Source organism: Lactobacillus sp. YT155 (assembly GCF_030504545.1).
In the GTDB taxonomy this organism is placed as follows: Bacteria; Bacillota; Bacilli; order Lactobacillales; family Lactobacillaceae; genus BQUT01.
This window is the reverse complement of record NZ_JAUKWP010000004.1, coordinates 17,192-38,144: the sequence shown is the minus strand read 5'-3', so window position 1 is coordinate 38,144 and position 20,953 is coordinate 17,192. Positions and strand designations below refer to the sequence as shown.

Here is a 20,953-nt window from a genome sequence, read left to right as displayed (position 1 = left end):
AACGTAATATGTGAACTAAATAACAAATTGGAGGAATAAAGCATGGCAAAAGTATTAATCATCAAGGCTCACCCTGAGATGGAGAAACAATCGAATTCGATGGCAATGGTAGAGAATTTCAAACAAATCTATCAACAAGGTCATCCAGATGATGAAATCATTGAACACAATGTCTCAGATGGGTTGGATTATCCTTTAAATAGTACGGCTATTTCCATCTATAATAAGAGTATGGCACAACAGGAACTAACACCTGAGGAAAAGACTTTCCAAGAAGGGAGACAGAAGTTAGTTGACGAATTTATGAACGCCGACAAATATGTTTTTGCAAATCCAATGTACAATTTATTTATTCCAGCAGAAATGAAAACATATTTCGATATTGTTATGCAGGTTCCATATACGTTCCACTATACTGAAAATGGTCCAGAAGGATTGCTTGAGAATAAAAAAGCTCTCCATATTCAAGCAACTGGTGGCGTTTATCATGGCGGACCAGTTGATCTCAGCCACTTAGATGTTGGTAATCAATATGTCAAAACAATTCTAGGTATCATGGGAGTGACCGACGTACAATCCGTATTTGCCGGAGGTATGGATTACGATCCTGAACACGCCGATGATATTATGGCAGAAGCAATGGAAAGAATTGCTAAAGTAGCAGAGGAATTTTAATAGCGGGTAACCGCTATTTTTTTGTTATAATAATAGCTATGAATGGAATAATACCTTTAAACAAAGACCTCGGTATGACAAGTGCCGATTGTGTATATAAACTTCGAAAAATACTTCATGAAAGAAAAATTGGTCACACAGGAACACTTGATCCACAAGTTGATGGGGTGTTGCCAATTTGCATTGGACAAGCTACTAAGTTAGTCAATTTGCTGACTAATTCTGGTAAAGAATATCACGGTGAAATCACTCTAGGTTTTTCAACCACGACTGAAGACCGCGAAGGTGACATTGTTGAGCGAGTTAAGTTAGAGCAGACAACTGATGAACAAGAAATTGACAAAATCCTTGAGCAGTTTCAAGGAGAAATTAAACAAATTCCACCAATGTATTCTGCTGTTAAGGTTAATGGGAAAAAGCTGTATGAATATGCTCGAGCTGGAATTGAAGTTGAGCGTCCTGAAAGAATAGTTACAATTAAGAAATTTCAACGAACTTCACCAGTTCAATTTAACGCCGAGAATAATACCGTTAGTTTTGGTTTTGCGGTTGAATGTTCTAAGGGAACTTATGTTAGAACTTTGGCCGTTCAAGTTGGTGAATTACTAGGAATACCGTCACATATGTCACAACTAACACGAGTGAAGAGTGCTGGTATAACTCTTGATCAGACTCTTACTTTAGACGAAATTACCGAGCTTCAAGAACAAGGAAAAACTGACTTTTTGATTTCAATTGATGAGGTACTAAAAGACTTTCCTAGAGTAGATCTAACTGACGAGCAATGGAAAATTGTTCAAAATGGTGGTTTTTTACCGTTAAAAAATAATCAAAAACAAGTCGTTCTGGCATATAATGGGAAAGTTAAAGCAATTTATGAATTAAACCAATTCAATAAATACCAACCGGAAACGATGTTATTAAATAACAATTGAGAGACAAGATGAAAACAATAAATTTAGAATATCCTTTTGATAAAAACAAAATTCCTAATGAACCAATCGCTTTGGCATTGGGTTTTTTTGATGGTGTTCACTTAGGACATCAGGCAGTAGTTAAGACTGCTAAACAGGTTGCTGACAAAGACAATCTTAAGCTTGCTGTGATGACTTTTAATCAATCACCCAGTACAGTCTTTGGCAGTGAGTCTGAAGACAGTTTTCGGTATCTATCAACACTGACTAGAAAAGAAGAATTATTCAGTGACTTGGGAGTCGATTATTTGTACGTGGTTAAGTTTACCGACTCTTTAATTAAGTTAAATGGGCAAGAATTCGTGGATAATTGCATTATTTCCTTGCATGCTCAAGCTGTAATTGCAGGCTTTGATTATACCTATGGTCCTAAGGAAACGGCCAATATGACGACGTTAGTAGACTATGCTAAAGGTCGTTTCAGCATTACTTCAGTTGATGAGATTTTTTACAATCAAGGTAAGTTAGGCACAACATCGATTAAAGCTGCTTTGAGTAATGGTGAAATAACTAATGCTAATGAGCAATTAGGATATAACTATCAGAATACCGGAACGGTAATTCATGGGCTCAAAAGAGGGCGAGAGTTAGGCTTCCCAACTGCTAATCTTGATGTTGATAAGAAAGAGTACCTTCCAGCTGACGGCGTATATATTACCGAAATTCTAATTGATGATATTTGGTATCCATCAATGACATCGGTTGGTTTTAATATTACCTTTGATGATGTTATGGAACTTTCTATCGAAACCTATATATTGAACTTTAACCAAGATATTTATGGAAAAGAAGTTAAATTGAAGTGGGATAAATTCTTGCGTCCAGAGATAAAATTTGCGGGAATTGATGCACTAATTGAACAATTAAAACAAGATGAAAAAGACACTGAAAACTACTTTGAAAAAACCGTCTAAAAAGTAGTTTATTACTTGACACCTAGTGAAGAGATTGGTATATTTTACATTGTTAGCACTTGTGGTATAAGAGTGCTAAAGGAGGTGTTGAGATGCTGACCGACAGGCAAAATTTGATTTTAAAAGAGATTTTTAGAATCTTTACAGAAACAAGCCAACCAGTTGGTTCCAAGACTTTAATGGAAACACTGCCTATTAAAGTAAGCTCAGCAACGATTAGAAATGAAATGGCGGTTTTAGAAGAAAAAGGATTAATTGATAAAACTCATTTATCGTCTGGACGTGTTCCTTCGGTAGAGGGTTATCGTTATTATCTTGATAATCTAGTTCAGCCAACCAAAGTTTCTAATCAAACATCGAAAGTAATCGAACAGAATTTTGATCATCACTATCATCAGATTGATGACATTATTCAGCAATCCGCTAAGATATTGTCTGATTTAACGAGTTATACGGCAATCACATTATTGCCGGAGAATCGTTCTACATACTTAACTGGATTTCGAATAGTTCCAATTACTAATCGCCAGTTCATGGCTGTTCTAGTCACTAATCAAGGAACAGTTCAAAGCCAAGTCTATACAATTTCGGCTGATGTTAGTGCGGAAGTAATTGAAAAAATCGTCAATATTATGAATGATGAATTAGTTGGATTGCCGCTAGATGTCGTGATTCAGAAGTTGCATACGGATATTCCGATTATCTTGTCGAAATACCTGCACTCAGCTAATGGATTCCTAGAATTGTTTGATGAAGTATTTCAAAAAGCAGCAAGAAACAAATTTTTTGTTGATGGTCAATTGAACTTGTTAAATTATGCTGATAAAGATGATATGCAGCAGATTCAAAGTTTATATTCGACGATTGAACAAAATGATGATTTACTTGCACTTTTGGATAATGAGTTAGATAGTTCAAAGATTAATGTTAGATTGGGTCCAGAAATAGGTAATGATGCTTTCAAGAACTACAGTATAATTACCGCACGATATGATACCGGAAATCATGGTGAAGGCTTAATAGCACTGTTAGGACCGACAAGTATGCCATACTCAAAAATGATTGGTTTGTTAGGACTATTCCGTGAGGAATTAGCGAATAAACTAATTGAATACTACAAAGATCTTAATGATGACTAGGAGGATTCACTTGAATAAAAAAATGGATTCATCGCAATTTCCTTCTGAAGAAGATATGCCTGAAAAAGAAACAGTCTTGAAAAAAGAAGCAAAAAAAGATGATAAAAAGCCAGAAGAAGTAAAAAATACTTCTCAAGAAACTGACGAGAATCAAGCACAGATTGAGGAATTAACTCAACAAAGAGATGATTTTGAAGATAAGTACTTGCGTTCTCAAGCAGAAATTCAAAATATGCGACAAAGATACGAAAAGCAAGAACAACAATTACTCAAATATGATGGCCAAAAATTAGCTAAGGAAATTCTGCCAGCTATTGATAATATTGAACGAGCATTGGCTGTCGAAGTTGATGATGAAAAAGGTCAACAATTGAAGAAGGGGATTGAAATAACCCTTGCAAGTCTACAAGAAGCTTTGAAAGACAATAATGTCACTGAAATTGAAGCTCTAGGACAAACATTTGATCCTAATATTCATCAGGCCATTCAAACCGTTCCAGCTGATGACGATCATCCAGTTGATACTGTTACTGCAGTACTCCAAAAAGGATATATGTTAAAAGATCGTGTTCTACGACCATCAATGGTAGTTGTTGCTAATTAAAAACAAATAACAAGGAGATAATATTTATGTCAAAAATTATTGGTATTGACTTAGGTACAACTAATTCCGCTGTTGCGGTTATGGAAGGTGGCAAACCTAAGATTATTACAAACCCTGAAGGTGGAAGAACTACTCCTTCAGTAGTAGCTTTTAAAGATGGCGAAATTCAAGTTGGTGAAGTTGCCAAAAGACAAGCAATCACAAACCCTGATACTGTTTCATCAATTAAGAGACATATCGGTGAGGCTGGTTACAAAGTTTCTGTGGCTGGTAAAGAATACACACCACAAGAAATTTCAGCTATGATCCTACAACACATCAAGAAATTCTCAGAAGATTATCTTGGTGAAGAAGTAACAGAAGCTGTTATTACCGTTCCTGCTTACTTTAATGACTCACAAAGACAAGCTACTAAAGATGCTGGTAAAATTGCCGGTCTTGATGTAAAACGTATCATTAACGAACCAACTGCTTCTTCATTGGCATATGGTTTGGACAAAGATGAACAAGATGAAAAAGTCTTAGTATATGACCTTGGTGGTGGTACTTTTGACGTTTCTATTCTTGAATTAGGTGACGGTGTCTTTGAAGTATTGTCAACTAATGGTGATACTGCACTTGGTGGTGATGACTTCGATAATGCCATCATGGATTGGTTAGTAGCACAATTCAAGGCTGCTAACGGTGTTGATTTGGCCCAAGACAAGATGGCTATGCAACGTCTAAAAGATGCTGCTGAAAAAGCTAAGAAAGATTTATCAGGTGTTACTCAAACACAAATCAGCTTGCCATTTATTTCTCAAAGTGACGCAGGACCTCTTCACTTAGAGGAGACTTTAACTCGTGCTAAGTTTGAAGAATTAACTGACAGTTTGGTTCAAAAGACTAAGATTCCTGTTGAAAATGCTCTAAAAGATGCTGGATTGAGTAATTCAGATATCGACAAAGTTATTTTAAATGGTGGTTCAACACGTATTCCTGCTGTTCAAGAAGCTGTTAAGAAGTGGACTGGCAAGGAACCTGATCACTCAATTAACCCTGATGAAGCTGTTGCTTTAGGTGCCGCAGTTCAAGCTGGTGTTATCACTGGTGATGTTAAAGACGTTGTTTTACTTGACGTTACACCATTGTCATTAGGTATTGAAACAATGGGTGGAGTCTTCACAAAACTTATTGATAGAAATACCACAATTCCTACAAGCAAATCACAAGTATTCTCAACTGCTGCTGACAATCAACCAGCTGTAGATATTCATGTTCTTCAAGGTGAACGTCCAATGGCTGCTGATGACAAGACTTTAGGAAGATTCCAATTGACAGATATTCCTGCTGCACCTCGTGGAATTCCTCAAATCGAAGTTAAATTTGATATTGATAAGAACGGTATCGTTAATGTATCTGCTAAAGATATGGGTACTGGTAAATCACAAAATATCACTATCAAGAGTTCTTCAGGTCTTTCAGATGAAGAAATCGAAAAGATGAAGAATGAAGCTAAAGAAAACGAAGAAGCAGATAACAAACGTAAAGAAGAAGTTGATTTAAGAAATGATGTAGATCAATTACTATTTACTACTGATAAGACTCTTGAAGAAATTAAAGGCAAGGTTTCAGATGATGAAATCAAGAAAGCCCAAGATGCAAAAGATGCATTGAAGAAAGCTCAAGAAGACAATAATCTTGAAGAAATGAAAACAAAACGTGATGATTTAAACAAGATTATTCAAGATTTATCTGTTAAGTTATATCAAGAAGCACAAAACGCTCAACCAAATGGTGAAGCTGGTGCAACCGATCAAAAGACTGATGATAAATCTGGCGATGACAAGACTGTCGATGCAGATTTTGAAGAGGTTGATCCTGACGACAAAAAATAACAGGAAGGAAGTTTCTTAATGAATCCATATGACGTTTTAGGTGTTTCTCAAGATGCCAGTGATGCTGAAATAAAAAAAGCCTATCGTAGTCTTTCTAAAAAGTATCATCCTGATTTGAATAAGGAACCCGGAGCTGATGAGAAATTCAAGGAAGTTAATGAAGCTTTTGAAATATTAAAAGATCCTCAAAAACGTCAGAGATATGACCAATACGGAACTACTGATGACAATGCCTATAGCAATGGTGCTGGCGGCTTCGGTGGATTCGATCAATCATTTGGTGGCGGTGGATTTGAAGATATTTTCAGTTCTTTCTTCGGTGGTGGAGCTCGTCAAACTGACCCAACTGCACCAACTCAAGGAAATGATTTACAATACCGAATGGATCTTACTTTTGAAGAAGCTATTTTTGGTAAAGAAACAACCATTTCCTATAATCGTCAAGAACAATGTGCTACTTGTAATGGTAGTGCTGCTAAACCTGGAACTTCTCCAGAGACTTGTAGCAAGTGTCATGGGGCAGGTCGTATCCAAGTTGAACGTCAAACTCCATTTGGTAACATGAGAACTACTGAAACATGTGATGTATGTAATGGAACTGGTAAGGAAATCAAAGAGAAATGTCCTACTTGTGGTGGCGATGGTCATACAGTTGAACGACATTCTGTTAAAGTTAAAGTACCTGCTGGAATTGAAGATGGACAACAAATCCGTCTAGAAGGACAAGGCGAATCCGGTACGAATAATGGACCTTACGGTGATTTATATATTGTCTTCCATGTTTCACCAAGTAAAGAATTCTCACGTCGTGGTTCAACAGTTTATTCTGATCGCTCAATTAGTTTCCCTCAAGCAGCATTAGGAGACGAAATTAAGGTTAAAACTGTCCACGGTGATGTTAAATTAAAAATTCCTAGTGGAACTCAAACCGGAACAACCTTTAAGTTGAAAGGTAAGGGTTCACCTAAGCTTAATAGCAGTGGCACTGGTGATCATTTGGTAACAGTGCATGTGATTACACCTAAGAAATTAACCGAAGACCAGAAGAAGGCATTACATGATTATGCTGATGCTGGTGGTGATAAGATTACCGAACAAGACAGTGGTAATTTCTTTGATAAAATGCGAGATGCTTTTAAATAAACATTAGACACTCCATAGGAGTGTCTTTTTTGGTATAATCTAAAGAGGTTTAAAGGAGTTTAGTGAATGAACATTGATGAAATGAAAGAACGTCAAAAAAGAATTCGTAATTTTTCAATCGTGGCTCATATCGATCATGGTAAGTCGACGATTGCCGATCGAATTCTTGAATTGACAGATACAGTTGCCGAACGTGACATGAAGGATCAAATCTTGGATGATATGGATCTTGAACGTGAACGTGGGATAACTATCAAACTAAATGCTGTGGAATTGCACTATCAAGCAAAAGATGGACAGACTTACATCTTTCACTTAATTGATACACCAGGGCATGTTGATTTCACATATGAAGTTTCAAGAAGTTTAGCAGCCTGTGAGGGTGCTTTATTAGTTGTGGATGCAGCTCAAGGTGTAGAAGCACAAACTCTTGCCAACACGTATTTAGCGATCGACAATGATTTAGAAATTCTACCTGTCATAAATAAAATTGACTTACCTAGTGCTGAACCAGAAAAAGTAAAGGCAGAAATCGAAGATATGATTGGAATTGATGCCAGTGAAGCAGTTGAAGTAAGTGCCAAAAAAGGAATTGGAATTCCAGAATTACTAGAAAGAATTGTTAGTGATATTCCTGCTCCAGAAGATGATATTGAAGCTCCTTTAAAAGCTTTAATTTTTGATTCAGTATATGACAGTTATCGTGGTGTAGTTTTAAGTGTGCGTGTTAAAGAGGGTATGGTTAAAGCTGGCGATACTATCGAGATTATGAGTAATCAAAAGAAATTTGAAGTAACCGAAGTAGGGGTAATGTCACCTAAGGCAGTGGCTAAAGATTATTTAATGGCGGGTGATGTTGGTTACATTACCGCAAGTATTAAGTCAGTAAAAGAAACTCGAGTTGGTGATACAGTTACACTCGCAAACAATCCAACCGCCGAACAATTTGAAGGATACCGTCAGATTCAACCGATGGTATATTCAGGTATGTATCCTGTTGATAATGCAAAATATGAAGATCTTCGTGAAGCATTGGAGAAATTGCAATTAAATGATGCTGCTTTAGAATTCGAGCCTGAATCATCACAAGCCTTAGGTTTTGGGTTCCGTTGTGGATTCTTAGGACTCTTACACATGGACGTGGTTCAGGAACGACTTGAACGTGAATTTAATTTAGATTTAATCATGACTGCACCTTCAGTTAATTATCATGTTAAGACTACCGATGGAAATACTCTCGTAATTGACAACCCATCTGAAATGCCTGACTCTTCAGAAATTTCTGCTATTGAGGAACCGTTTGTAAAAGCTGAAATAATGGTACCAGAAGAGTATGTTGGGGCAGTGATGGAACTATCGCAAAAGAAACGTGGATCTTTTATTACCATGGACTATTTAGATAAATATCGCGTAAATGTGGTCTACAAATTACCTTTATCCGAAATTATCTTTAATTTCTTTGATGACTTGAAATCAAGTACAAAGGGATATGCATCACTTGATTACAAAATTGAAGGTTATGAGGTTAGTGATTTAGTTAAAATGGATATCTTGTTGAATGCTGACAAGGTTGATGCTTTGAGTTTTATTGTTCATAAAGATTTTGCCTACGACCGTGGTCGTGAAATTACCGCTAAATTAAAGACAATTATTCCTCGACAAAACTTTGAAATTCCAATTCAAGCTGCAATTGGAACTAAGATTGTAGCGCGTGCTACTGTCAAAGCATACCGTAAAGATGTTACTGCTAAAATTCATACTGGTGACCCTGATCGAAGAGCAAAACTGTTAGATAAACAAAAACGTGGAAAGAAACGAATGAAGTCAGTTGGACGAGTTGAAGTTCCGCAAGAAGCATTTATGTCTGTTTTAAAAATGCATGAAGAGAATTAAAAAAGCCCTATCGGGCTTTTTTATTTTGGATAAATACAAGTGAATTCTTCACACAAAAGGGGAAGGGATTCATCGAATTCTAAATTGTAGTCTGCTAGAGCTTCTTGGAAATATCGAACGTGAACATCTCGCCAATAGTCAAATGAGCGATCTCCTTCACCTTCCATATAGGCGTGTTTATCAGTAATGTTTGAAAATTTTTCAACATAAACTTTAGTGTTTTCGATGATACAGAGCGGTTGATTTGAACTATCAGTAACTAAGGTTATCGTTCCCACTTCCGGCGCTGCTTCGTTATCTATTTCGTATAGAGGGTAGGCACTACAAGTTGCAGTTTTGATATGGGACTTTATTAGATTGCCTAATTTTGTGGCGTCATCTTTTGTTCCAAAGTAATCAACAACGTAAGTGGAATTGCGATATTGGGAATTCTCATTAATAAAATCATCCCAAAATTTTTCTATTGAATTCATAAGTAACTCCTTTAAAGGAATATAACAAAAAAAGGACTTAGGGGAAAGTCCTTTTTAATTCTTATCGTATATTCGTGCCCAGATGTCACCTTCACATCCAGGGGTACTACATTCAGGTATTGGTTGGCCTTTTTTCAAAAATATATCTTCCTTACAAGTAAGACATTCAAACGTTCCACCTTTACCAGGTTGGTCTCCTGTTCTAAACATATTCCTGCCTCCATCCTCACGAAAATTATATTCAGTTACTAAATTACTAAATATATTATACAACGAAAATTATAAAATAACGCCATAATTATAATATTTTTTTCAACAAATTATAAAATAATTTATAGAAGACTTTTATCGTTGATAAAGATTTTACTTTTGTTATTATGGAATATAGTTCGGGTAAACACAGTTGAAGAAGGACAACTTTAATAAACCTTGGGTTAGGTCGAGGGGATTCTAAATGTGAGGGAGATTTAGAGAAATGCAGAATTCATCAAAATATTATGACGAAACGTCATTTACACGTGTGTTTAGTTGGCATTGGTACAAAGACCAAATGTCTGGCTGGACCACAGCAAGTTATATTTTATTAACCATTGGTATTTTGTTCCAATTATATATTGGAGTTATCAATGGATTGGTACAAGGACATGGCATTGATGCTTTAGCAATAACTTCAACCGTTGCCGGTATTATCGGTTTCAGTTGTACAGTTTCTATCACCAATGGTCGTCCTATTAATGGTATTCTAGGCTTTGTTTCAGCAGTTATGTTGATTTACGTAGCTCTAGTTACCAAGAATTTTTCTGATATTATTATGCAAGGTGCATATATTATCTTATTGGATATTCCAATTTTGCTTCAAAAGAAATGGTCAAATCATGAACCTCGTAAAATGACAGGGACAGACATTTGGCAAACAGCACTAATTTTCTTAGTATTTTTAGCAGCAACTTATATCTTAGATACAGTTATCTTAGATAGTCCACAAGCTTTACTAGATGCTATTAGTGCAACTATCGGATTAACAGGTGCTATTTTAACTGTTAGAAGATTCAGATCAAGTTATTACTTCTGGACAGCACAAGGAATCATGAGTGTGGCTCTCTGGATCCAAACAGCGATGAATGGTCATCCAGTATGGGTGCTTATGATTACTTACATGCTATATCTAGCAAACGATGTGGTTGCCTTTACTGATAGTAAATGGTTCCGCAAAAACAGATAATATTTTATTCCCGAACAATAAAATAAGTCGAAAAAGCATATTTCATCTGAAATATGTTTTTTTATTTTGTATAATAGACGAGTTAGAGGTAATTATGAAAACAAAAAGTTTGGTTCAATCTGCCATTGTGGCAGCACTATATATTGCAGTTTCACTAATTTCAATCCCTTTCGGACTGGCTTATGGTCCAATTCAATTTCGAATTGGTGAAATGTTCAATCATTTTGCGATATTTGATAAAAAGTATATTCTTTCTTTGACCATTGGATGTCTGATTGTTAATTTCTTTTCACCAACCGGAGTTATAGACATGGTTTTTGGTACTTTAGGAACACTTTTAATGACTTCTATCAGTTATTTTGTGGGAAGATATATTAAATCAGTTAAAATGAAATTGGTGATTTCAACAATCATTTGTACTGTATCAATGTGGACAGTAGCTCTGGAATTACATATTGTGTCTAAAATACCATTTTGGATGACATATCTAACTGTAGCTATTGGTGAGTTGGTAACATTAATAATTGGCGCAATAATTATTTATTTAATTAGTAAAAGAATTGATATTGAAAGGATGTTAAAATAATGAATTTTGAAGAAGCCTTAAAAGAAATGAAAAATGGGAAAAAAATCACCCGTGATGGTTGGCAGTCTGGTGAGGTAGGGATTTTTATAGTTAATAATTCTCAATATCAAGGTGATGATATTGGAGAATACATTTTGATTGAAACCAACGAACAACCTAAATATTACATGTTCCAACCAACATCTTGTGATGTTCTTGCAGATGATTGGAGAATTGTTAAGTAATGGATTTGAATTTAGAACAAAAAAAGGTACTTGTAACTGGAGTTGCTAGTGGAATTGGATACGAACAAGCAAAGCTGTTTCTAGAAAATGGTGCCAGTGTAATTGGGATTGATAAGGATGAATGCGATCTTCAAAATCAAAATTTTTCTTTCTATCAAACTGACGTTACTAATGTCGATGCTCTAAAGCAAGTTTTGAATGAAATTACTACCATTGATATTGTTTGTAACACTGCTGGAATTTTGGATGCATATCATTCGATAAGTCAAACTTCTTTTGAAGAATGGAATCAAGTTATTAACACTAACCTGACCAGTCAATTTGTAATTGCAAAAGAGTTATTGCCTTTGATGATTAAACAACAATCTGGTGTTTTTATTAATATGGCATCAATTGCTGGAAAAATTGCTGGCGGTGGTGGAGCTGCCTACACAGCTTCTAAACATGCTGTGATTGGTTTTACGAAACAATTGAACTTCGACTATGCTAAAAATGGAATTAGAGCTAATTGTATTGCACCTGGCGCAGTGATGACTAACATGAACAGTTCTGATTTTAATAATGGAGGTGAGATTGCTGAAATGGTTAAGCAATCTACGCCAGCACAAAGATACGCTACGGCTAAAGAAATTGCTGAATTAACACTATTCTTAGCTAGTGATAAGGCTCAATATATTTATGGTGAAACAATTACTATTGATGGTGGTTGGTCAATTGATAAGATAATATAATCTGAGTAGGTTATATTTTAGTTAAAAGTATGGTAAAGTGAATGAAGCTATAAAAGCCAACAGCAATTGCTGCTGGCTTTTATTTTGAACAATAGTTAAAGTGAGGAATTTTCATGATAACAGTTAATGATATGAGTTTGACAATTGGCGGTAAGAAGCTCTATGAAGACGTCAATTTGAAATTCACTACTGGTAATTGCTATGGAATTATTGGAGCAAATGGTGCCGGTAAATCTACCTTTTTAAAAATGCTTGAAGGAGAAATTTCGCCAACTTCAGGTACAATTTCAATTGATAAAAATGAACGTATTTCTAGTTTAAATCAAGACCATTATGCCTTTGAAGATTTTGAAGTACTCGATACTGTCATTCAAGGACATCAGGAATTGCACGAAGTAATGCAGGAAAAAGATGCGCTTTATGCTAAACCGGATTTTGGTGACGAAGATGGGGTTAAGGCTGCAGAACTTGAGGGACGTTTTGCTGAATTAGATGGATGGAATGCTGAAGTTGAGGCTACCCAATTACTTCAAGAATTAGGGATTGATGAAAGTTTACATCATGTCAAAATGAGCGAGCTAACAGAAGGTCAAAAGATTAAAGTCTTACTTGGACAAGCTTTATTTGGAAAACCCGATATTTTATTACTTGATGAGCCGACTAATGGATTGGATATGCAATCAGAAATTTGGCTAGAGAATTTCTTAGCTGATTTTCCTAATATCGTGATTGTCGTATCTCATGACCGTCATTTCTTAAATCAAGTATGTACAACTATGTGTGATGTCGACTTTGGTAAAATCACTTTATTTGTTGGAAATTACGACTTCTGGTTGGAATCAAGCCAATTAGCTGCTAAATTACAAGCTAATCAAAATGCCAAAAAAGAAGAACAAATTAAAGAATTACAAGATTTTATTGCAAGATTTTCAGCTAATGCTTCAAAATCCAAGCAAGCTACTTCTCGTAAGAAACAATTAGAAAAAATCACCCTAGATGATATCAAGCCATCTTCAAGAAAATATCCTTATATCAAATTCAACTTTGAACGTGAACTTGGTAATGACTTGTTAAGAGTCGAAAATGTTTCTAAAACAATTGATGGAGTGAAGGTTTTAGATAATATTAGTTTTACTGTCAAGCCTGATGAAAAGGCAGTTATTACTTCTCGTAGTGATTTAGCTTCAACTACTTTAATGCAAATAATTGCCGGAGAAGTGCAACCTGATAGTGGAACAGTCACTTGGGGTGTTACTAGTACTCAATCTTATTTACCAAAGGATACAAACTCAGCATTTGAAAATGATCAATTAACAATTTTAGATTGGTTACGACAATTCGCTAGCAAGGAAGAAGACGACAATACTTTCTTGAGAGGATTCTTAGGAAAAATGCTATTCTCAGGCGATGATGTTGAAAAACAAATTAAAGTTCTCTCTGGTGGAGAAAAGGTTCGTTGTATTCTTTCAAAAATCATGTTACAAAAATCCAATACGTTAATTCTAGATGATCCAACTAATCATCTGGACTTAGAGTCAATTACTTCATTAAATGAAGGATTAATTGATTTTAAAGGGGCAGTTGTTTTCACTTCTCATGACCACCAATTTATTCAAACTGTTGCTAATCATGTGATTGAAGTTTCTGCTAAAGGGGTTGTCGAAAGAGCTGATACCAACTTCGATGAATTTTTAAACCACCCCGAATTACAGCAACAAGTTCAAGCACTATACTAAAAAACGTCTAGAAATAGGCGTTTTTATTTTTATCTTTAAATATACCTTGACACACACAGTAGTGTGTTATAAATTATACTTGTAATCAACGGGAGGTCGACATGAAATCAATATCAAAAGATATTATCCGTGGAAATACGGAGATGATTATATTAAGCATATTGAATCAAGGTGATAGCTATGGCTATCAAGTTTCCAAGACTGTTCAAGAGTTGACGGATGGACAATATGAGCTTAATGAAGCGACATTATATACTGTGTTTCGTCGCTTAGAAAAAAATGACGCAATTCAAAGCTATTGGGGTGACGAGAGTCTTGGATCGCGTAGAAAGTACTACAAAATTACTCAAAAAGGTATCGAGCAACTTGATGCTAACTTAATCGAATGGGATTATGCAAAAAAAATAATTGACCAAATTATTAAAGGGAGACTTTAAATATGAATGCAATCGAAACGAAAATCAGAACTAGAATTGATAAAATGTTTGTTAATTACACACCTTCAGATGATTTAACTGAACTAAAGGAAGAATTGATTGCTGATTTAACCGAAATAGCTATTGATAAGCAAAACGAAGGCTTAGAAGAAGCTGAAGCAATTGACGAATCATTTAAAAGATTGGGTGATATGGATGAGCTTATGGAAGAATTCCAAAAGGTCACCCAAGATGAAAAAGAAGAAAAAACTCACGACGTTGATGATAGCATTGTAAAAATTGGTAAATTTGCGATCAAAGACGACAAAATAACTTATGGTGACAAAGTAATCGCTGATGAGGACAAAGTTGATTTAGGCAGTTTTCTAAAGATTGAAAATGGTAGTGTTGATATGGGCGATGGATTCTTCCGTGTTGACGACGACGGTGTTTCCTTAGGGAGAGATAATACTGGCAACATTTTTACCAATATGGATTTGGTAAATTCTGCAAAATTTGATCTCGAAAAAATTGACGACTTGGTAATCAACTACAGCAATGACCCGGTTTATATTCGTCAGTCCGCAACTGATGAATTAATAATTAATGAATATATGAGTCGCGACAATCCACGTTATTACTTGAGATCTACAGAAATTGGCGACAATCAACTTTATATTAAACAAGGTGATCGTCCAATCATGTGGTATGTGAAAACTAAGATTGAAATTAGAATTCCTGCTAACTACGCTCACAAGTTTTCATTAATGAACAAAAATGGCCATGTCTGGATTGATAATCTTAATTCAAAATCCGAATTGTCCATCACTGCAAGTAATGGTGCAACAAAGATTGAAAATGCTGAAATTGATAAATTAAATGTTTTCTGCGCTAATGGAAGCATGAAACTCAATCGAGTAGCAACCAAAGAAGCTAAGTTAATTTCTAACAACGGCGCAATTGTTGTTGATAGAATAAAAGGTGACTTAGAAGTTCGTTCAAAAAATGGTTCAATGAAAATCAGTAACATTACTGGAAGTGGTGAGTTCAAAAATAATAATGGCTCAATCAAATTAGATTTTGAAGAAGTCTTAGGGAATATCACTACTTCAAGTAATAATGGCTCAACAAAAGTTTCCGTGCCTAAAGATTTGGAAGCAGAATTTGTTTTACAAAGTAAAATAGGTGGTGTTTCTAACAAGATGGATTTTGTTAACTATAAATATCAAAGCCGTAGTTTCACACAAGGGTTCCTTAATAATGCAACTGATCCAAAATATACAATTAATTGTAAGAGCAATCATGGCTCGATTAAATTGCAATAAAAAAAACCTCTCGATTGAGAGGCTTTTTTATTTATCTTCATAACCGTTTGGATGGGTTGTTTCCCAATTCCAAGCATCTTCAATAATTTTTGAAATACTATCATATTGAGGTTGCCAATTTAATACTGTTTTTGCTTTGGTACTATCAGCAATCAAGGTGCTAGGATCGCCAGGACGGCGATCACCGATTTCTAAAGGTACATCTTTGCCGGTAACTTCTTTAACTGCTTCGACAATTTCTAGATTAGAGAAACCAGTAGAAGAGCCAAGATTAAAGTTATTACTTTCGTTTCCTGATTGAAGATATTCAAATGCTAATCGATGAGCTTCAGCTAGATCCATTACATGAACATAATCACGAACGTTGGTGCCGTCTTTGGTATCATAGTCGTCACCGAAAATAGTTAATTTGTCACGCTGTCCACGAGCGACCTCTAGGACAATCGGGATTAAATGAGTCTCAGGATGGTGATCTTCACCAATTTCACCAGTTGGCTTTGCACCACCAACATTGAAATATCTCAAAGCGACAAATTTAATGCCATAAGCCAAGTCAGCCCAGTGCATCATTTTTTCCATAGCTAGTTTGGTTTCACCATACGGATTAGTAGGAATTTGTTCATCAGTTTCGGTAATTGGAATATGTTTAGCTTCTCCGAAGGTAGCGGCAGTTGATGAGAAGACAATTTTATCAACATTATTTTCATGCATAACTTCTAATAGCACGTTCATTCCATAGACATTATTATCATAGTATTTTAAAGGTGACTTCATAGATTCTGGAACAATAGAGAAGGCGGCAAAATGAATTACACCATCTATGTTCTCTGATTGGAAGACATTATTTAAGAATTCGCGGTCTCGTAAATCACCTTCATAAAATTTTGCTTTTTGATTAATTGCTTTTTGATGACCGGTTGAAAGATTATCGACCACGACAACCTCATAATTGTTATCAATCAACCAATCAACTGTATGTGAGCCAATGTATCCAGCACCACCAACTACAAGAATAGACATATAAATTACCTCCTAAATATGTCTTAAATCGTATACTTAAACTTAAGTTTTGACAACATTTGAGATACAATTTTGTTAATTTCGTAAGAATTGTGGTAAATTGATACTTGAAATTCGACGGGGGATTTAAAAGATATGAAGAAATTTTTTACTAATCTATTTATAGTACTTTTGGTACTTGTAGGTTTAGCACTTGTTTTTAATAAACAAATTGAACATTTCATTATTGATAAAATGAGTGAAAATAAAGTTGAAAATTTATCCAGAGCGGATGTTTTGAAGAATCAGACAGCGTCGGCTGAATTTGATTTCTCAAAAGTGGGTTCTTTAGGACCTGGTGAAATCTACAACGGAATGATTGGTGATGCGCACGTCATTGGAAAAATGGCTGTACCAAGTGTGAAAGTTGCCTTGCCAATTTCTAAAGGCTTAAGCGATGCTGCCTTGTCTTCTGGTGGTGGAACTATGAAGAAAGACGAGGTTATGGGTGAAGGTAATTATGCGATCGCTGGTCACTATTTGACTCATAAAGCCTATAAGAAAAATAGTAGTCAAGAAATTGACTGGACACCTTTATTTTCTAATTTACCATCAGCGCCAATTGGTGAAAAAATATATTTAACCGATATGAGTAAGGTCTATGTTTACAAGATTTATTCTAAGAAGGTTATTGCACCAACCGAAACCCAAGTAATTGATGATGTTCCAGGTAAGAAGATGGTTACGTTAATCACTTGTGCCGACTCTGGTACTAATCGTTGGTCAATTCAAGGAAATTTAGTTTCTGTAGAAAAAGCAACGAAGAAGAATTTGAAGGTCTTCAGTAAGACTAAGACAGTTGTAAAGAAAAAAGACGCTAAAAACGATAGTGATTCCATTGGATTAGCTATCTATATGCATGTAAAGATGCCAGATTAATCTGGTTTCTTTTTTTTGTTTTGAAAAGGTATAATAAGTTCTATGAATAAAACAAATTGGCAACTCCGTAAAGAACTTAATAGTGAACAAGAAAAACAGCTGAGTGAAGAGGTCAACCTACCACTTATAACTACACAATTACTGGTAAGTCGTGGCTTTGACACTCAGGAATCAATAACTGATTTTTTAGATACATCAATAACTAAAATTGATAATCCCTTTAAGTTAAATGACATGCAGATAGCTGTCGAAAGAATTGAACAAGCGTTAGATAATGATGAAAAAATTATTATTTATGGTGATTATGATAGTGATGGGTTAACTAGTACTTCGATTTTGAAAGAAGCGATTGAAATCATTGGTGGAAACGTCGATACCTATATACCTGATAGATTTCAAGATGGCTATGGGCCCAATATTGATGTCTACAAAAGATTAATCGAACAAGGGTACCAATTAATTATTACGGTTGATAATGGCGTTAGTGGGTTTGAAGCAGTTCAATATGCTAAAGAACAAGGCGTTGATGTAGTTATAACTGATCATCATACTTTGCCAGAAGAATTACCTCCGGCGGTTGGGATTGTTCATCCTCGAATTATTGGTCACGAGTATACTTGTCAAAACCTTTCAGGAGCTGGTGTAGCATTTAAAGTTGCCAGTGCATTGTTACAAGAAACCCCAATTGATTTAATGGATTTGGCGGCTATTGGCTCCATCTCTGATGTAGTGGAATTACAAGGAGAAAATCGGGCAATTGTTGCTAATGGACTCAAACAAATTCAAACTGGAAGCCGATTAGGATTGAACGCTTTGTTTTCAGTTGCAAAACTAGACATCAAAAACGTTGATGAAGAGATAATTGGTTTTCAAATTGCTCCTCGATTAAATGCGCTAGGTAGAATTGAAAATGCCAACATCGGAGTCGACTTGTTGACCGCTAGTGATTCTGAGATTGCTAAACAAATTGCTTCAAAAATTGATGAAACTAATAAGTTACGTCGTCAATACTCTGACGAAGTTTACTTAAATGCTCAAGCTCAATTAGAGGATAAAAATGAAGGCTTTCAGATTTTATACGGCGAAGATTGGTATGAAGGGGTTTTAGGCATTGCCGCTGGTAAAATTGCTGATGAGACCAACAAACCAACAATAGTCTTAACTCGAGATGGAGATGTCTATAAGGGCTCAGGAAGAGCTCCTGCTAACTTCAATCTATATGATGCTTTAGACAAGTATCGTGAGTTCTTTACTAGTTTTGGTGGACATGCTCAAGCTTGTGGAGTTTCCATAAAAGCCGATCAAATCGAAAATTTCGTTCGTGAAATCCAAAAAGAATTAAGTATACAAAATTTTGACAGTGATGAACCAAAGAAAAGGTTGTATGACCTTGAAGTTTCGGTAAAAGATTTGAGTTTTTCAATGATGAACGATATCAAAATTTTAGCACCATTTGGTGAAGGCAACCCTAAGCCAATTTTCAAATCTAGTGAAATTGAAATTGTTAATGAAAAAAATATTGGTAGTGACAAGAGCCATTTAAAAGGTAAGTTAAAACAAAACAATAGTACTGTTGATTTTATCGCATTCAGCTTTTCAAAGAACTTTGATTTAATCAAAGATATTCCGCTTTATAATGCATATTATCAAGTTGGTGACAATGAGTGGATGGGTAAGAAGAGTCTGCAATTGATGATTTGTGATATTCAAGGGGACCGATTAAGCACTAAGTATGTTGATTGGCGTGATAGTCAAATTGATATCAGTGAAGTAGACGCTAGTATTGCGATTATCTTTTTCAATAAAACATATTTCGACTTATTCAATCAAAAAAATAGTGTGCAAAAAGCTTACATGTGGAATAACCCACAAGTGGCGGAGTTAACGGAAGTACTAGTTTTTGACCGCCCTCATGATATTAATAATTTTAAGCAGTTTATTAAACAACAAAATGCTGAAAAAATTTATCTTTTATTTTATTCGCGATTGAAATATACCTATCAGTTACAACCAAATCAAAAAGAACTTCATGATACTTTGAAATACTTCTTAACTCATTCAGAAATTAAAGAAGAAGATTATTCGGTTATTGCAAAATATCTTAATATTGATTTAAACAACCTAAAATTCTATATTAATGTGTTTTTTGAGCTTGGTTTTGTTAAAATTGAAAATGGAGTTGTCATTAATCAACCAATAGACAAAAACAAAAAACTGGAATCTTCAGTTTTTTACCAAAAACGATTGAAGCGTAATGAAGTAGGAAACTTGTTAGTAAATGTAAGTTATCAAGAACTACTAAATTGGCTTAATCAACAATAATTGGAGTAAAGAATGGATTATAAAAAATATATAGCTGATGTTCCGGATTTTCCAGAACCAGGGGTTTTGTTTCGTGATATTTCACCATTAATGCTTGACGGCGAAGCTTACCATTGTGCTACTGACGACATTGCAGAATATGCAAAAAGTCGTGGAGCCGAAGTGATTTGTGGACCGGAAGCTCGTGGATTCATCGTTGGATGTCCAGTAGCGAATAAATTGAATATTGGCTTTGCACCAGCTAGAAAAAAAGGCAAATTACCTAGAGAAACAGTAAGTGTTACTTATGATTTGGAATATGGACAAGGGTCACTTTATATGCAAAAAGATGCGGTAAAGCCGGGACAAAAAGTCTTAGTAGTTGATGATTTAATGGCTACCGGTGGAACCTTAAAAGCGACAATCGACTTGGTTGAAAAACTCGGTGGAATTGTTGTGGGAACGGCTTTTATCATTGAATTAACCGACTTAAACGGTCGCGACAAAATTAAAGACTATGATATGTTCACTTTAACTCAATACTAGTATTGAGTTTTAATTATGGAGAGTTGGCAGAGTGGTAATGCAGCGGACTCGAAATCCGCCGAACCGGTTAATACCGGCGCGCAGGTTCAAATCCTGTACTCTCCTTAACTTCAAATCAAATAAAGGCACTCTGTTACTTATTCGAGTAAGAGGGTGCTTTTATTATTTATCGAAATTAGATTATAATAATTGCTTTTTGTATTATTTTCTGGTTAAAATATTTATTAAACAAAAAT

The 20,953-nt window shown here is 35.2% G+C and carries 21 protein-coding genes and 1 tRNA gene; 19 read left to right on the top strand and 3 right to left on the bottom strand.

Going from position 1 to position 20,953, the window contains the following annotated elements:
• The first annotated feature begins 42 nt into the window (after positions 1-42).
• The 8 genes from Q2T76_RS05445 to lepA all read left to right on the top strand — a co-directional run bounded on the left by Q2T76_RS05445 (position 43) and on the right by lepA (position 9,219).
• Positions 43-675, top strand: coding sequence for an FMN-dependent NADH-azoreductase (locus tag Q2T76_RS05445; protein ID WP_302084519.1), 633 nt, complete (start codon positions 43-45; stop codon positions 673-675).
• Between the two features lie 38 nt (positions 676-713).
• On the top strand, positions 714-1,610 hold the full coding sequence (truB, locus tag Q2T76_RS05440) for a tRNA pseudouridine(55) synthase TruB (RefSeq protein WP_302084518.1): 897 nt from the start codon (positions 714-716) through the stop codon (positions 1,608-1,610).
• An 8-nt stretch (positions 1,611-1,618) separates the two neighbouring features.
• On the top strand, positions 1,619-2,563 hold the full coding sequence (ribF, locus tag Q2T76_RS05435; RefSeq protein WP_302084517.1) for a riboflavin biosynthesis protein RibF: 945 nt from the start codon (positions 1,619-1,621) through the stop codon (positions 2,561-2,563).
• 92 nt (positions 2,564-2,655) lie between these two features.
• Complete coding sequence (gene hrcA, locus Q2T76_RS05430; RefSeq protein WP_302084516.1) at positions 2,656-3,702, top strand: heat-inducible transcriptional repressor HrcA; 1,047 nt, start codon at positions 2,656-2,658, stop codon at positions 3,700-3,702.
• 22 nt (positions 3,703-3,724) lie between these two features.
• The gene (gene grpE, locus Q2T76_RS05425; RefSeq protein ID WP_302084684.1) at positions 3,725-4,306 is read left to right on the top strand and encodes a nucleotide exchange factor GrpE; all 582 of its coding nucleotides are present in this window, start codon (positions 3,725-3,727) and stop codon (positions 4,304-4,306) included.
• 26 nt (positions 4,307-4,332) lie between these two features.
• A complete protein-coding gene (dnaK, locus tag Q2T76_RS05420; protein WP_302084515.1) occupies positions 4,333-6,183 on the top strand; it encodes a molecular chaperone DnaK in 1,851 nt (616 codons plus the stop codon).
• An 18-nt stretch (positions 6,184-6,201) separates the two neighbouring features.
• The gene (dnaJ, locus tag Q2T76_RS05415) at positions 6,202-7,326 is read left to right on the top strand and encodes a molecular chaperone DnaJ (protein WP_302084514.1); all 1,125 of its coding nucleotides are present in this window, start codon (positions 6,202-6,204) and stop codon (positions 7,324-7,326) included.
• Positions 7,327-7,392: 66 nt separating this feature from the next.
• The gene (gene lepA, locus Q2T76_RS05410; protein ID WP_302084513.1) at positions 7,393-9,219 is read left to right on the top strand and encodes a translation elongation factor 4; all 1,827 of its coding nucleotides are present in this window, start codon (positions 7,393-7,395) and stop codon (positions 9,217-9,219) included.
• Positions 9,220-9,239: 20 nt separating this feature from the next.
• On the opposite strand, the gene Q2T76_RS05405 is transcribed toward lepA, so the two are convergent.
• Together Q2T76_RS05405 and Q2T76_RS05400 are read right to left on the bottom strand one after the other, a co-directional pair.
• Positions 9,240-9,692 (bottom strand): ASCH domain-containing protein, encoded by a 453-nt coding sequence (locus Q2T76_RS05405; RefSeq protein WP_302084512.1) that lies wholly within the window; start codon positions 9,690-9,692, stop codon positions 9,240-9,242.
• Positions 9,693-9,746: 54 nt separating this feature from the next.
• A complete protein-coding gene (locus Q2T76_RS05400) occupies positions 9,747-9,902 on the bottom strand; it encodes a hypothetical protein (protein WP_302084511.1) in 156 nt (51 codons plus the stop codon).
• Positions 9,903-10,167: 265 nt separating this feature from the next.
• Between Q2T76_RS05400 and pnuC the strand changes: the two genes are divergently transcribed.
• The 7 genes from pnuC to Q2T76_RS05365 all read left to right on the top strand — a co-directional run bounded on the left by pnuC (position 10,168) and on the right by Q2T76_RS05365 (position 15,932).
• Positions 10,168-10,914, top strand: coding sequence for a nicotinamide riboside transporter PnuC (gene pnuC, locus Q2T76_RS05395; protein WP_302084510.1), 747 nt, complete (start codon positions 10,168-10,170; stop codon positions 10,912-10,914).
• Positions 10,915-11,008: 94 nt separating this feature from the next.
• Complete coding sequence (locus tag Q2T76_RS05390; RefSeq protein ID WP_302084509.1) at positions 11,009-11,500, top strand: QueT transporter family protein; 492 nt, start codon at positions 11,009-11,011, stop codon at positions 11,498-11,500.
• On the top strand, positions 11,500-11,724 hold the full coding sequence (locus Q2T76_RS05385) for a DUF2829 domain-containing protein (RefSeq protein WP_302084508.1): 225 nt from the start codon (positions 11,500-11,502) through the stop codon (positions 11,722-11,724). The genes Q2T76_RS05390 and Q2T76_RS05385 overlap by 1 nt, the downstream gene beginning before the upstream one ends.
• The gene (locus Q2T76_RS05380; RefSeq protein WP_302084507.1) at positions 11,724-12,455 is read left to right on the top strand and encodes a 3-oxoacyl-ACP reductase; all 732 of its coding nucleotides are present in this window, start codon (positions 11,724-11,726) and stop codon (positions 12,453-12,455) included. Before Q2T76_RS05385 ends, Q2T76_RS05380 begins: the two co-directional genes overlap by 1 nt.
• A gap of 113 nt (positions 12,456-12,568) precedes the next feature.
• Positions 12,569-14,191, top strand: a complete 1,623-nt coding sequence (locus tag Q2T76_RS05375; RefSeq protein ID WP_302084506.1) for an ABC-F family ATP-binding cassette domain-containing protein — start codon at positions 12,569-12,571, stop codon at positions 14,189-14,191.
• A gap of 101 nt (positions 14,192-14,292) precedes the next feature.
• On the top strand, positions 14,293-14,628 hold the full coding sequence (locus tag Q2T76_RS05370) for a PadR family transcriptional regulator (RefSeq protein ID WP_302084505.1): 336 nt from the start codon (positions 14,293-14,295) through the stop codon (positions 14,626-14,628).
• A gap of 2 nt (positions 14,629-14,630) precedes the next feature.
• Positions 14,631-15,932 carry a DUF4097 family beta strand repeat-containing protein gene (locus tag Q2T76_RS05365; protein WP_302084504.1) on the top strand — a complete coding sequence of 434 codons (1,302 nt, stop codon included), beginning with the start codon at positions 14,631-14,633 and terminating at the stop codon, positions 15,930-15,932.
• Between the two features lie 27 nt (positions 15,933-15,959).
• Here the strand turns inward: Q2T76_RS05365 and galE are convergent, their stop codons facing one another.
• Positions 15,960-16,952 (bottom strand): UDP-glucose 4-epimerase GalE, encoded by a 993-nt coding sequence (gene galE, locus Q2T76_RS05360; protein ID WP_302084503.1) that lies wholly within the window; start codon positions 16,950-16,952, stop codon positions 15,960-15,962.
• A gap of 135 nt (positions 16,953-17,087) precedes the next feature.
• Between galE and Q2T76_RS05355 the strand changes: the two genes are divergently transcribed.
• The 4 genes from Q2T76_RS05355 to Q2T76_RS05340 all read left to right on the top strand — a co-directional run bounded on the left by Q2T76_RS05355 (position 17,088) and on the right by Q2T76_RS05340 (position 20,822).
• Complete coding sequence (locus Q2T76_RS05355; protein WP_302084502.1) at positions 17,088-17,870, top strand: class A sortase; 783 nt, start codon at positions 17,088-17,090, stop codon at positions 17,868-17,870.
• 42 nt (positions 17,871-17,912) lie between these two features.
• Positions 17,913-20,192 carry a single-stranded-DNA-specific exonuclease RecJ gene (recJ, locus tag Q2T76_RS05350; RefSeq protein WP_302084501.1) on the top strand — a complete coding sequence of 760 codons (2,280 nt, stop codon included), beginning with the start codon at positions 17,913-17,915 and terminating at the stop codon, positions 20,190-20,192.
• Between the two features lie 12 nt (positions 20,193-20,204).
• The gene (locus Q2T76_RS05345; protein WP_302084500.1) at positions 20,205-20,717 is read left to right on the top strand and encodes an adenine phosphoribosyltransferase; all 513 of its coding nucleotides are present in this window, start codon (positions 20,205-20,207) and stop codon (positions 20,715-20,717) included.
• A 17-nt stretch (positions 20,718-20,734) separates the two neighbouring features.
• Positions 20,735-20,822 (top strand) — tRNA-Ser (locus tag Q2T76_RS05340).
• Positions 20,823-20,953: the final 131 nt, after the last annotated feature.